Origin of the sequence: Lysinibacillus sphaericus (genome assembly GCF_005217585.1) — a bacterium.
In the GTDB taxonomy this organism is placed as follows: Bacteria; Bacillota; Bacilli; order Bacillales_A; family Planococcaceae; genus Lysinibacillus; species Lysinibacillus sphaericus.
In genome coordinates this window covers 2,099,443-2,112,198 of record NZ_SZPT01000002.1, presented here as the reverse complement: position 1 = coordinate 2,112,198, position 12,756 = coordinate 2,099,443, and the positions used below count along the sequence as shown (strand labels likewise).

The window sequence follows — 12,756 nt, the reverse complement described above, 5'->3', positions numbered from 1 at the left end:
AACAGGGAATTAAACAAGATTTATAGATATTTATAGATTTTTGGCAACGGTAATAAAATGAAATTGACAACTTTATTTATTATTTCTTTAGGTGTTTTTTTGGTGGGCTGCGCTGATAAGGATGAGAAAGCGGAACAACAATCAGTATCAGATAGCTCGGTTGCTTTAACTGCCACTGCGAAAGTAATGAGTTCGGATAATAAAAGTTTAGGAGAAGCCAAATTTGAAGAACAGGCTGATGGTGTGAAAGTAACCGTTACGGTAAGTGGTTTACCTGCTGGAAAACATGGTATGCATATACATGAAGTAGGGAAATGCGAAGGGCCGGATTTCGGTACTGCAGGAGGGCATTTCAATCCAACGCAGAAAGAGCATGGCAAGGATAATCCGCATGGCCATCATCTCGGGGATTTACCGAATTTAGAGGTAGCGGAGGACGGTACTGCAACTATGAGTGTCTTGGCAGAAGGTGTAACGTTACAAAAAGATGCTGAACACTCTTTGATGGATGGGGAAGGTACTGCGCTTGTTATTCATGAAAACGAGGACGACCATATGACAGACCCTACTGGTGAATCAGGCGGAAGAATTGCATGTGGTGTTATTCAATCATAATAGAAAAGGAGGCTGGGACAAAACTAAAATAATTTAAGGTACAGAGGAAAGGTGTTTATAAATTTTTGCTATATGGAGACTTAGCACACTTAGCTATCCTTGCTTTTGCAATAAATAAAAAATTAGAAGTGTTCACTAGTTGTTGGTAGCGGAGGCGGTGACTCCTGCGGGACAGCGAGGGTTGCGGCTTACGTGTGTGCCCGCGGAAAGAACCGCCGAAGCGGACAACAACGGCGCTGCAAAAAAGTGTTAGATTGATTGCCATCAATCTAACACTTTTTCTCTTTTGTCCCAGCCTCTTTGTTGTTGTAGTTTGCACCGATAACAAGGTTTCACTACTAACTGATGGAAACGCAAGTGGTGCCCCCTGCTAAACAGTACAAATGTAAGCATAGGGTTACGGCTTACTATGCTTGGCCATCAACGGCATAGTAAGTATTCGATTGATTGGGGTCAATCGAATACGCTCAATATAAAGACTATAGCCATTAATTACTGTTACAAGCAGTTTTCATGATATTACCTTTTGATGGTGTGATGAGAAAACACCGGTATGTATTGCATAACTATTGGTAGAGATGGGTACCATCAGAAATAGAGGAGGTAATAACATGAAAAAAATATCTATCTTAATTATTTCTTTGACTGTCTTTGTCGGAGGGTGCAATCTTTTTGATAAGAAAGATGAAAAAGTAGCCGTTAACTCTAATGCCAATTCGTCTTTAACGGCAACTGCAAAAGTAATTGGTTCAAATAATGAGAGCTATGGGAATGCTTTTTTTGAGGAAGAAGACAATGGGGTTAAAGTAACTTTAGCATTAAGTGGTTTACCAGCGGGCACACATGGTATTCATATCCATTCAGTAGCGAAGTGTGAAGCACCTAAGTTTGAATCGGCAGGTTCGCATTTTAATCCAACAAATAAGGAGCATGGAAAATTAAATCCTAACGGTTATCATTTAGGTGATTTACCAAATTTAGAAGTTGGTGAAGATGGGACGGTAGATTTAAATTTCTTAGCTGAAGGTGTAACATTACAAAAGAATGCTGAAAATTCCTTAATGGATGGAGAAGGTACTTCATTAGTTATCCATGAAGCAGCAGACGATTATAAAACAGACCCTGCTGGTAATTCAGGTGCAAGAATTGCATGTGGAGCAATCCAGTCAGGAAGTTAGTTGGCTAATTTGTTAACATAAAGTTGAAACACCCTACCACTACGTATTGTGGGGGGGTTTTTTGCGTTACAGGCTGCTCGCATAGACGGGCGGGGCTTATGCATCCTCCACCACTACGTTGTGTAGTTGGTTGTGAGTTTCATCCTATTTTCCATGTAATAAAAATAAATAGCTAGCAAGGAGTATATTTTTATACAATATGTATACATTTCTACACTAGTATATTTTATTGTAGTAGAGTATTTTTTAGTTTATTAGAGAAAAAAGAAGGGTAAATAACAGCGTATTATAATTGGGTGTTGTTCGTATTTATGTCATTTTGTATAATTATAATTATCTGAATTTACTATAAATAGGTTGACATAATTATACTAAATTTGATAATTTTAAATTGATTCTTAATTATAACCAAAGGGGGAAGGTTAATATGAAGAAAAAGCAATTTAGATTATTCATGCTATTAAGTGCCATTGCGCTATTAATTTTAGCGGCATGTGGATCTGATAGTAGTACAGGTTCGGATAAGGAAAATGGGAATGGTGATACAGCTAGCTCTGAAAAGCCAAAATTTTTAAGTTTATTAACAGGTGGAACGCAAGGTACTTACTATGCATTAGGTGGTACATTTGCTGATTTAATTACAACAGAAACAGGTATTAAAACGACAGCAGAAGTTTCACAAGCCTCTGCAGCAAATATGACTGCCTTGCAAGAAGGTAAAGGTGAGATTGCGTTTGTGCAAACAGATATCGCTTATTACGCAACTGAAGGTAAATTCATGTTTGAAGGTAAAAAAATTGATACGATTGCGGCATTAGGTGCACTTTACCCAGAGACTGTTCAATTAGTAACAACTGAAGCTTCTGGTATTAAAACATATGCAGATTTAAAAGGGAAAAAAGTTTCTGTAGGGGCTCCGGGTTCTGGGACTTATGCCAATGCTGAACAATTACTTGAAATTCATGGTTTAACAATGGATGACATTAAAGCGCAAAATCTTGATTTTGGTGAGTCTACTGATGGTCTTCAATCAGGCCAAATTGATGCGGCATTTATTACTGCTGGTACACCAACAGGGGCTGTAGAGGCATTAAATGCGACGACAAAAGTTAATATTATCGGTGTAGATGCTGGTAAAGCAGATGAGCTTATTGCCAAATATCCTTACTATGCAAAAGATACAGTAAAAGCTGGTACTTACGGTATTGCGAATGATACAGAGACTGTTTCTGTTCTTGCGATGTTAGCAGTGAATAAGGATTTACCAGAAGATGTTGTATATGCTATGACAAAAGCGATTTATAGTAATACAGACAAAATTTCACATGCTAAAGGTGCATTTATTAAAGCTGAAACAGCTTTAGATGGTATCAGTATTGATATTCATCCAGGTGCTCAAAAATACTTTGATGAAAATAAATAGGACAACATCGCTTTACATGTTCCAAGCTATTGAAAAACGAACATTTGCTCGTGGTTTAACAAGGTGATTTTTGGACATTGATAATGGTTTTTTATATTTTCTTAAACATGAAAGGGGCTCGGATTGCGTAAAGCTTCGGGCCCCTTTTTGTTACATAAAGATGCTAGCAAAATAGCGAATAGTTTTTAAAGTGGGGGAACAGATGTGATGCGAAAGAGGAGAATAGGTTTGGTAATAGCCGTATGTTGTATATGCCTCGGCATCATTATTTTTCTTCCTCTTCAAAAGGTATTCGCATTTACAGAAACAAGGGTAGACGATCCAATCGTACATTATATTCCACTAACATCTGATGAGGATTTTCGTATAAGGTACACACACTCTATCCATAAATCAGATGTACTGGAATATTATCGTTGTATAGAAGAACAGCGTATTCAAATGATTGGAATGGAGTATGAAGACTTAGCAATTGGGATGCCTGGCTACGCTGAGGAAAATCAAACGTTAACACAACGAGATGGTAAATATTTTTTGCGATTTGACAAGGAAGTCATTGAAAACTTCACAATTTATATCGGGGATTTAGACTTAGACCTTGTGTTTGTTTACAAGGAACAAGAATACGATTTAAAAAAAGATTTGCAAAGGGGTAAGTCCTATTTATTTGAGGTGAAGCGATTATCGCTTTATGAACGATGGAAAGGAGTTAGGATGAAATGACAAAACAGCATGAACGTAACACCGAGGTAAAAGAAGAATTTGAACAAATATCCGCTGAAGCGCAACAAGCGATACTTGAAAAATACGATATCGAATCCAATGTGCGAACGATATCAGGCATTATGAAACATATAATCTTCTTTGGATTATTGGCATTTTCATTGTTTCAATTGTATACAGCGATTTTTGGGCAATTTACAGCACCCATTCAACGGACGATTCACTTAGGGTTTGGTTTAGCTCTGATTTTCTTATTATTTCCAGCCCGTAGAAAGGCGCCAAAGCATAAAATTGCATGGTTTGATTATATTTTATCGTTATTATCGGTAGTAGTCGGTTCATATTGGGCATTGAATTATACAGAACTTGTTAATCGCAATGGGACCATTACACAGTTGGATTTTATAGTCGGTTTAATAGCTGTTTTTCTTGTGCTTGAGGCTGCACGTCGAGCGGTAGGTTTACCGATAACGATTATCGCAGTATGTTTTTTAATTTATGCCTATTTCGGTCCTTATTTCCCAGCCTTTATGGCGCATAGAGGTCAGGATTTTGAAAGTATTGTGAATCTGATGTTTTATACGACAGATGGTATTTTAGGAACACCGATTAGTGTATCGGCTACATTTATCTTTGTATTCTTATTATTCGGGGCATTTCTTGTAAAAACAGGAGTTGGGCAATATTTTAATGATCTGGCTGTAGCATTCGCTGGAAAATTAATTGGTGGGCCAGCAAAAGTAGCTGTCTTTTCAAGTGCTCTACAAGGTATGATTTCAGGAAGCTCTGTTGCCAATGTAGTCACATCTGGTTCATACACGATTCCGATGATGAAAAAGCTAGGATACCGTAAAGAATTTGCTGGTGCAGTTGAAGCGGCTGCTTCTACTGGCGGGCAGTTAATGCCTCCAATTATGGGTGCTGCGGCATTTCTAATGGTGGAGTTCATTGGACGTGGAATTACATATTGGGATATTGCAAAAGCAGCTGCTATTCCTGCGTTGCTGTATTTTACAGGTATTTGGATTATGACGCATTTTGAAGCGAAGCGTGTCGGCTTAAAAGGCTTACGTGATGATCAAATGCCAAATCGTAAAGAGGTATTTAAGAAGATTTACCTGTTACTACCAATTGTTTCTATTATTATACTGATGCTAACAGGTACGCCTGTTATGCATGCTGCACTGTATGGGATTTTAATATCCATTGCAGTCGCGATGTTTAACAAAGATACACGCTTAAAGCCGAAAGATATTATCGATGCACTAGTTGAAGGAGCTCGTACAGCACTTGGTGTAGTTGCGGCAACAGCTTGCGCTGGTATTATTGTAGGGGTAGTGGTTAAAACAGGTTTAGGCTTAAGTTTAGCTAATAGTTTAGTAGCTTTAGCTGGAGGAAGTATTATTTTAACACTTGTTTTCGTTATGATTGCTTCACTAATTTTAGGAATGGGTGCTCCAACAACGGCAAACTATGTTATTACATCAACCATTGCAGCACCAGCGATTGTGGCATTATTATCGCCTAATACACCACAAGAATTAGTGCCAGTTGTTGTCTTATTATCGGCGCACTTCTTTGTGTTCTATTTTGGTATTATTGCCGATATTACACCGCCAGTAGCACTTGCTGCATTTGCTGCTTCTGGAATATCAGGTGGCGATCCAATTAAGACTGGTGTAAACTCTGCAAAACTTGCCATTGCAGCATTTATTATTCCGTATATGATTGTTTTCTCACCAGCTTTATTAATGATTGATACAACGATACCGCAAATATTATGGGTAGTCTTTACGGCTGTTACGGGAATGGTTGCAATTGGTGCTGGCGTAATTGGCTATTGGTATCGTAAAGTGTTGTGGTTTGAACGTCTGATTGCCATCGTAGCTGGATTATTGCTCATCTATCCTGAAAAATTCTCTGACTGGGCAGGTCTCGCAATCTTTATTGTGCTTGTAGTGATTCAAATTTTAACACAGCATAAGTATGGCGGTAACGGTATGGACAATGATAATAAAAGCGTAACAGCTTAAGGAAATCGTAAGAGCATCCAAGTAAAGTAGTCACTTGGATGCTTTTTTGATATGGAAAAATGGAGAGGGATGACCATTGCTGTTTATTCGAATTTATTTTAAGTATATCTTATATCAAAAAGAGATGAAATCGATATATATTATGCATAATGAGTATTATTTATTGATTTTTAATAAAAAGTTAGTATATAATAAAATTATCAGAAAATTCAATTAACAAAGGAAGGTGACGAGGAATGGAACAATTATTAAACTCGAAATTTGAAACGTATTTGATGGATCAAGAGGCAGAATTCCTGACATCAAACCAAAATATTGAGGAGCAAACAAATCAACTCCAATATGAAGAATATCCAGAAGGTTTTTTTTCAAGTTTATAACGCATTTTCAAAAAGGCTGTGCTAAAAGTGGAACGACTACTTTTAACACAGCCTTTTACTATTGCATAAAAGTATAGTACAGTCACCTTTTTATGAAGTTTACATAAAATAGTAAGAAGTGTTGAAGCGTTTTATTATGAAGTTATATGATTTTAAAATGGATATAGTACTAATTTCATATATACTTTTCTAAAAAGCTTTCATGTATAATGGGGGAGAAAAAAAGGTATATCGAGGTGTGGTTATGACAAGTGCAGCAATGTTAGAAGAATCAATGTATCAATGGTTTGAACATTTTCATAATTATCCAGAAGTAAGTTGGAAGGAGTATGAAACAACTAAGAAAATTGCATCTATTTTAGATGACTTAAACGTATCTTACCGTTTATTAGGTGATGTGCCAGGGTTAATCGCTGAAATTGGTACAGGCGATGAGATTGTAGCAGTTCGTGCAGATATTGATGCGTTATGGCAAGAAGTAGATGGTAAATGGCAAGCGAATCACTCCTGTGGTCATGATGCTAATATTACAATGGTACTAGGAGCGCTATTATTGCTTAAAGATCGACCGCTGCAACATCGCGTCAGATTTATATTCCAACCTGCTGAAGAAGTGGGAAATGGTGCTTGTGCAGCATTTGACCGTGGAGCAGTTGACGATGTTTCGCATTTATTTGGTGTTCACTTGAGACCGATTGAAGAGTTGCCTTTAGGAAAGGTTTCACCTGCTATCCACCATGGTGCTGCCTATTTTTTAGATGGAACAATACATGGTATTGATGCCCATGGTGCAAGACCGCATCAAGGTAAAAATGCGATTGATGTCATTATGGCAATACAATTAATGTTAAATAGCATTCATTTATCTCCATTCGAGCCACACTCTGCCAAACTAACTAAGATTATTGCGGATGGTGGTAGCACGAATATTATTCCAGGTAGTGCTAGCTTTTCAATGGATATTCGGGCGCAGCATAATCATCAGTTAGAATTACTTCGAAGCCGCATTGAATCGGGACTAAAATCAATACAACAGCAGTTTGAAATTGAAATGAATTGGAAATGGGTCGATTTCACACCTGGTGCAGAGGTTTCACCAATTGCTGCTGAAATGGCTAAAAATGCTATTTTAGAAACACTCGGAGAGCAATTTTTGGCGGATGAAATTACAACACCAGGAAGCGATGATTTTCATTTTTATACAGTCAAAAAACCCGAACTAAAAGCGACAATGATTGGCATTGGTGCTAATTTAGTTCCTGGGCTGCATCATCCAAAAATGACTTTTGAACGAAGTGCATTAATAGACGCATCGAAAGTTCTTGCGTGTGTATTAGAAAAAAAGCCCATCCATGAATAGGTAATTCAAAGAGGTTCTATCCAAGCTCTACACGTTGGATAGAGCCTCTTTTTCCTTGCTTTTTGGGAAGAAATGCATAAAAATACGCGTTTTTGAATGGTTTGTAATTGCTATTTGGAAGCGTTTTTTTGCCCTTTAATATTCAGAATTGCTATAGAAGCATAAAATTTTTGCGTTGACTTTATATTTTTTGAATATTAAGCTAAAAATCGTAAAAATATATTTGCACTGATGAAATGCAAATTTATAATTGGGTGCAAAAAAAGGGGATGGGACAATGAAAAAGGATATTAGTGCAAGTTGGGCGCTCCTGACTTTTGCAATAATGATAACGACAATGCTAGTGACAGTAGTTATGTTAGAGCAAAGTCCACACGTGCCACTTATTGTAGGAACAATTGTGGCAGCAATTGTTGCCAAAAAACACGGCTTTAAGTGGATGGAAATAGAGGAAATGATGTATAAAGGTATTCGTCTAGCACTTCCAGCCATTGTCATTATTATTTTAGTAGGTTTGACAATTGGAGCATGGATTGGTGGTGGAGTCGTTGCTACCATGATTTTTTACGGCTTAAAGTTAATTTCGCCAGCTTGGTTTTTAGTAACGATCTTGCTATTATGTTCAATCGTTTCGCTAGCAATCGGTAGCTCATGGTCAACAATGGCAACAATCGGTGTTGCTGGTATGGGTATCGGTTTAAGTATGGGGATTCCTGCACCGATGATTGCAGGAGCAGTAATTTCAGGTTCATATTTTGGTGATAAAATGTCACCTTTATCGGATACAACAAATCTAGCAGCGGGCTTAACAAATACAGATTTGTTCGACCATATAAAACATATGCTATATACGACAATACCTGCATTAATCATTACACTTGTCGCATTTGGGTTTATGGGCAGAAGTTTTGCTGACGTAGCCATGAATTCTGAAAAAATACTGACTACGCTTGATGTTATGGAAAAAAGCTTTGTGATTTCTCCGTGGTTATTACTTGTCCCAGTTGGCGTTATTGTCATGGTGGCAAAAAAGGTTCCTGCGATACCAGCATTAATTATTGGGATTATTTCAGGATTCTTATTACAAATTTTTGTGCAAGGTGGATCGCCAACGATGGCTGTTCAAGCATTACAAGAAGGATTTGCTATTTCGACAGGAAATGAAATGGTGGACGAGCTCTTTAATCGTGGTGGCTTAGATTCAATGATGTATACGGTTTCAATGACGATTGTAGCCATGACATTCGGTGGGGTGTTAGAATATTCAGGCATGTTAAAAGCACTGATGGATGTCGTTGTGAAATTTGCTAAATCTACAGGCAGCCTTATTGCTTCAACAATTGCCGCATGTATTACAACAAATGCAACATGTTCAGAACAGTATATTTCGATTGTTGTACCTTCTCGTATGTTTGCAGGCGTATATCAAAACCGCGGCTTGCATTCGAAAAATTTATCGCGTGCGCTTGAAGATGGCGGAACGTTAACATCCGTATTCTTCCCATGGAATACTTGTGGTGTATTTATATTAGCAACGTTAGGTGTTAGCGCAATGGAATATGCACCTTATGCAATACTAAACTTTGTTGTGCCAATTATTTCAATTATTTATGGTTATGTCGGATTTGCCATTGTTAAGATGACACCAGAAGAAATTGAAGAGGCAAACCAACGTAAAAAAGATGCGCAAGAAAATGAAATGAATAATATGGTCGTAGCAGACTAAATTAAAACGAGTTTTGCTCAAATAGAGGGAATACTCTGAAGAATTTTGCTTAGTAAAGCCAAAGAGGGCAAGCCCCATCACGCAGCTAACTGTTGGCAAGAAGAGACTTTGTAATCATGATGTATACCATGAGATGAGGTGCTCGTTCGCCAAGGAAAGTGTTGTGATGGGGCTTGTTAGTTCTAAGAATAGGTTGCAAAATTTAATTCGTAAATTGTACGTGGTCGCCCCTGCTGATGGGTCATTTCTTCACCAACAATGTTCGCATAACCGTGGTCAACTAATTTTTTGATAATACGTTCAGTAGTCCGACGAGTAACTTGTAAGTATTCTGAAAGATTTTGCGCTGTAAATTGTGAAGATTGTCGTTCTCTACTAAATTGAATAATTTTCGAGATATTTAACGGGCTTAAGCTTGTCTGTTTAGCCATTTGTAAAATATACGGATCTTTTGTTTTTAAAGAGAGTTTACCTGCTGATTTTGGAAATGGGCCCAAAAGATTTTTTTGTTCATCTAAAATATAAATTTCATATGGTTTGGAAAATTTTAATGCATATGTCGCATTTTCAGCAGCTTCATATATGGAGTGTCCATAGCCAAAGGCGAGCCTAAAGGGCGTGTTTATTTGTTGCATTAGGTGCGATAAATTTTCCATGTCGAGTGCATTTTGTAAATGTCCAGCTGTTGTATAAAGCTCATAATAATGAGGGGTAATTTCCTTATAGGTTGCACGTATCGCTGCTGTAATTTGCTGTACAATGTCTGCGCATTGGTTATTTTCAGGAACAGCTAAAAATCCTACTACTGCTTTTGCCGATTCGGATTTAGTAAGCAGTGATCTTGATTTCGTTTCTTCAAGACATTGGATAATGGAACTTTTTGCATCTAACATGCGCATTGCAGGAATGTTCTGTAGCTGTAATTCATCAAATACACTATGAATGCTTGTAATAACATAATCAATTTGGTTGGCTTCCCAAAGAGCGACATGTTTTTTCAAAATATGTTTTGATGTTTCAGTAATGCAAATGGGGTGAACATATGGTTTTGTTCCGGTATATTCTATCTCTGATAGAACCTTATCGACAAAGATAGGGTGCATGACATCGATAGATACCCTTTGTAAAGAAATTGCTTTATTTGCAATAAGTGATAATAAAGTCGTCGCAATGGTTACCTCATCTTGCTTTAAATAATTCCAAGGAATCGGCAATGATTCGAGGGATGATTGGGCATGTAAATAGGGTAATGTTCCCCCGAGTAAAAGAGCATCACATGGTTTGATTTGTTTTAATAATGACGGTGCTTCGGAAGGCTGATTGTAAAGGTAAAATTCTAATTGAATATTCTCTATGTTTTGTGCGATACTAAGTATACGTTTCATAAAAGCTTTAGAACATATAATTGCTATTTTTGTAGGCATAGGCATCGTTCCTTTTCTATATTTTTTAAGCAATTAACGACATATTAACGACAACTATAAAATTACAGGAGTATGATATAAAATGAAAATCCAACAAGTAGAAATTTTTGCAATCCAATTACCACTTATCGATCCTTTTATTATTAGTTATGCTACTTATGATACAATGCCTTCTATCATTTTGAAAATAACAACAGATACAGGCATTGTTGGTTATGGTGAAGCGGTACCTGATGAGCATGTAACAGGCGAATCATGGGAAAGTACGTATGCAGTGTTAAAACACCAACTTGTCCCTGCGATTATTGGAGAAAATCCAATGGCTTTTGAAAAACTCCACGATAAAATGAATCACATCGTAAAGGATGTACCTGCTGCTAAAGCGGCAATTGATATTGCATGTTTTGATATTGCGGGTAAAGCGCTTCAAGTACCAGTATATCAGTTACTTGGCGGTCGCTATCATGAGAAATTCCCGATTACCCACGTGTTAAGTATTGGCACTCCTGAAGAAATGGCAAATGAAGCAGCTAGACGCGTAGAAATGGGCTATCAATCATTTAAAATGAAGGTAGGAACGGAAGTTAGACGTGACGTTGCTCGTATTAAAGCGGTACGTGAGCGTGTAGGCGAGGAGATTGCCATTCGTGTAGATGTCAACCAAGGATGGGGTAACGCCTCTACAACTTTACAAGGTTTACGTTTACTAAAAGATTTAAATATTGATTGGTTAGAACAGCCTGTTGATAGTGAAGATATTGACGGCATGGTAGAAATTAAATCTAAATCTGATGTCACGTTAATGATTGATGAGGGACTTCGAGGCGTACGTGAGATGCGTGAAATCATTTTAAAGCGTGCAGCAGATAAAGTAAATATTAAACTAATGAAATGCGGTGGAATTTATCCTGCTATGAAATTAGCTGTCATGGCGGAAATGGCAGGTATCGAATGTCAAATTGGTTCAATGGTTGAGTCATCTGTAGGTTCAGCGGCTGGTTTCCATGTAGCATTCTCGAAAAAAATTATGACTAGTGTAGAATTAACAGGTCCACTTAAATTCTCGAAGGATATTGGTAATTTACACTATGATGTACCGTTCATTTGTCTAACAGAAAAACCAGGCTTAGGTGTCGATGTAGATGAAACAGTACTTAAGGAACTATGTGAATTTTCAACAATAGTCACAGCTTAAGGAGGCGTTAACATGGATAGAATTTATGAAGGAATGCTAGGAGAAACGCCTTTTTATGTTACGAAATTACAACTTCAGCATTTACCTGCGATTGAGAAGTTACAGCAAGAAGTTTACGAGACTTTGCCAGACCAAAGCATTTTACAGCCTTTAACGACGGAAGAATTCGAGTACATTTTGCAAGGAAATGGTTTGATGATTGGGGCATATGTAGAGCATGAGTTAATCGGCTTTCGAGCATTATTAAATCCACCTATTGATAACGATCACCTTGGCTATGATTGCGGAATTCCAGAGGATCAGTTCCATCGTGTTTTATATCAAGAGATATCCAATGTTTCCCCACATTATCGCGGCTACGGATTACAAAAAACATTAGCAACGGTTGTGATGAACGCTATTGATTTGGATTGCTACGACTATGTTTGCTCTACGGTTAAACCGTATAATATACCGAGCCTAAAAGATAAATTTTCACAAGGGCTTGTCATAAAGGGCTTGAAGATTAAGTATGTTGATAAATTGCGATATATTTTCTATAAAGATTTAAAACAGGAACAACCAGTTTATACTGAAAAACAAGCTGTTTTGATGGGAGATACTGCCCTGCAGCAGCAACTGTTAAAAGCGGGATATACGGGAACTGCCATGTATGAAGAACAAAATGACTGGTTCGTACTTTATGAAAAATAGCTTGGA

General features: G+C 37.5%; 11 protein-coding genes. 10 read left to right on the top strand and 1 reads right to left on the bottom strand.

Annotated elements, in window-relative coordinates:
- Window positions 1–102: 102 nt before the first annotated feature.
- From FC748_RS15420 to nhaC, 8 genes are all read left to right on the top strand, one after another.
- Complete coding sequence (locus tag FC748_RS15420; RefSeq protein WP_227665399.1) at window positions 103–615, top strand: superoxide dismutase family protein; 513 nt, start codon at window positions 103–105, stop codon at window positions 613–615.
- A 611-nt stretch (window positions 616–1,226) separates the two neighbouring features.
- A complete protein-coding gene (locus FC748_RS15415) occupies window positions 1,227–1,793 on the top strand; it encodes a superoxide dismutase family protein (RefSeq protein ID WP_024362721.1) in 567 nt (188 codons plus the stop codon).
- A gap of 427 nt (window positions 1,794–2,220) precedes the next feature.
- Window positions 2,221–3,216 (top strand): TAXI family TRAP transporter solute-binding subunit, encoded by a 996-nt coding sequence (locus FC748_RS15410; protein ID WP_024362722.1) that lies wholly within the window; start codon window positions 2,221–2,223, stop codon window positions 3,214–3,216.
- Window positions 3,217–3,444: 228 nt separating this feature from the next.
- Window positions 3,445–3,939, top strand: coding sequence for a DUF1850 domain-containing protein (locus tag FC748_RS15405; protein ID WP_229388318.1), 495 nt, complete (start codon window positions 3,445–3,447; stop codon window positions 3,937–3,939).
- Complete coding sequence (locus FC748_RS15400) at window positions 3,936–5,972, top strand: TRAP transporter permease (RefSeq protein WP_024362724.1); 2,037 nt, start codon at window positions 3,936–3,938, stop codon at window positions 5,970–5,972. The genes FC748_RS15405 and FC748_RS15400 overlap by 4 nt, the downstream gene beginning before the upstream one ends.
- Before the next feature lie 236 nt (window positions 5,973–6,208).
- Window positions 6,209–6,352, top strand: a complete 144-nt coding sequence (locus tag FC748_RS22140; RefSeq protein WP_162832718.1) for a hypothetical protein — start codon at window positions 6,209–6,211, stop codon at window positions 6,350–6,352.
- A 244-nt stretch (window positions 6,353–6,596) separates the two neighbouring features.
- Complete coding sequence (locus FC748_RS15395) at window positions 6,597–7,712, top strand: amidohydrolase (protein WP_025218494.1); 1,116 nt, start codon at window positions 6,597–6,599, stop codon at window positions 7,710–7,712.
- Window positions 7,713–7,989: 277 nt separating this feature from the next.
- Window positions 7,990–9,438, top strand: coding sequence for a Na+/H+ antiporter NhaC (gene nhaC / locus FC748_RS15390; RefSeq protein ID WP_024362726.1), 1,449 nt, complete (start codon window positions 7,990–7,992; stop codon window positions 9,436–9,438).
- Window positions 9,439–9,620: 182 nt separating this feature from the next.
- Here the strand turns inward: nhaC and FC748_RS15385 are convergent, their stop codons facing one another.
- Window positions 9,621–10,862: an HTH domain-containing protein gene (locus FC748_RS15385; protein WP_024362727.1), complete on the bottom strand. Its 1,242-nt coding sequence runs from the start codon at window positions 10,860–10,862 to the stop codon at window positions 9,621–9,623.
- Window positions 10,863–10,944: 82 nt separating this feature from the next.
- On the opposite strand from FC748_RS15385, the gene FC748_RS15380 reads away from it, so the two are divergent.
- Both FC748_RS15380 and FC748_RS15375 read left to right on the top strand, forming a co-directional pair.
- Entirely contained in the window at window positions 10,945–12,057 is a 1,113-nt protein-coding gene (locus tag FC748_RS15380; protein WP_024362728.1) for a mandelate racemase/muconate lactonizing enzyme family protein, read from the top strand.
- Window positions 12,058–12,069: 12 nt separating this feature from the next.
- On the top strand, window positions 12,070–12,750 hold the full coding sequence (locus tag FC748_RS15375; protein ID WP_024362729.1) for a hypothetical protein: 681 nt from the start codon (window positions 12,070–12,072) through the stop codon (window positions 12,748–12,750).
- Window positions 12,751–12,756: the final 6 nt, after the last annotated feature.

Coding starts and splice junctions, on each gene's coding strand:
- FC748_RS15415 (WP_024362721.1), top strand. CDS start 1,227: ATGAAAAAAATATCTATCTTAATTATTTCTTTGACTGTCTTTGTCGGA.
- FC748_RS15410 (WP_024362722.1), top strand. CDS start 2,221: ATGAAGAAAAAGCAATTTAGATTATTCATGCTATTAAGTGCCATTGCG.
- FC748_RS15400 (WP_024362724.1), top strand. CDS start 3,936: ATGACAAAACAGCATGAACGTAACACCGAGGTAAAAGAAGAATTTGAA.
- FC748_RS22140 (WP_162832718.1), top strand. CDS start 6,209: ATGGAACAATTATTAAACTCGAAATTTGAAACGTATTTGATGGATCAA.
- FC748_RS15395 (WP_025218494.1), top strand. CDS start 6,597: ATGACAAGTGCAGCAATGTTAGAAGAATCAATGTATCAATGGTTTGAA.
- nhaC (WP_024362726.1), top strand. CDS start 7,990: ATGAAAAAGGATATTAGTGCAAGTTGGGCGCTCCTGACTTTTGCAATA.
- FC748_RS15385 (WP_024362727.1), bottom strand. CDS start 10,862: ATGCCTACAAAAATAGCAATTATATGTTCTAAAGCTTTTATGAAACGT.
- FC748_RS15380 (WP_024362728.1), top strand. CDS start 10,945: ATGAAAATCCAACAAGTAGAAATTTTTGCAATCCAATTACCACTTATC.
- FC748_RS15375 (WP_024362729.1), top strand. CDS start 12,070: ATGGATAGAATTTATGAAGGAATGCTAGGAGAAACGCCTTTTTATGTT.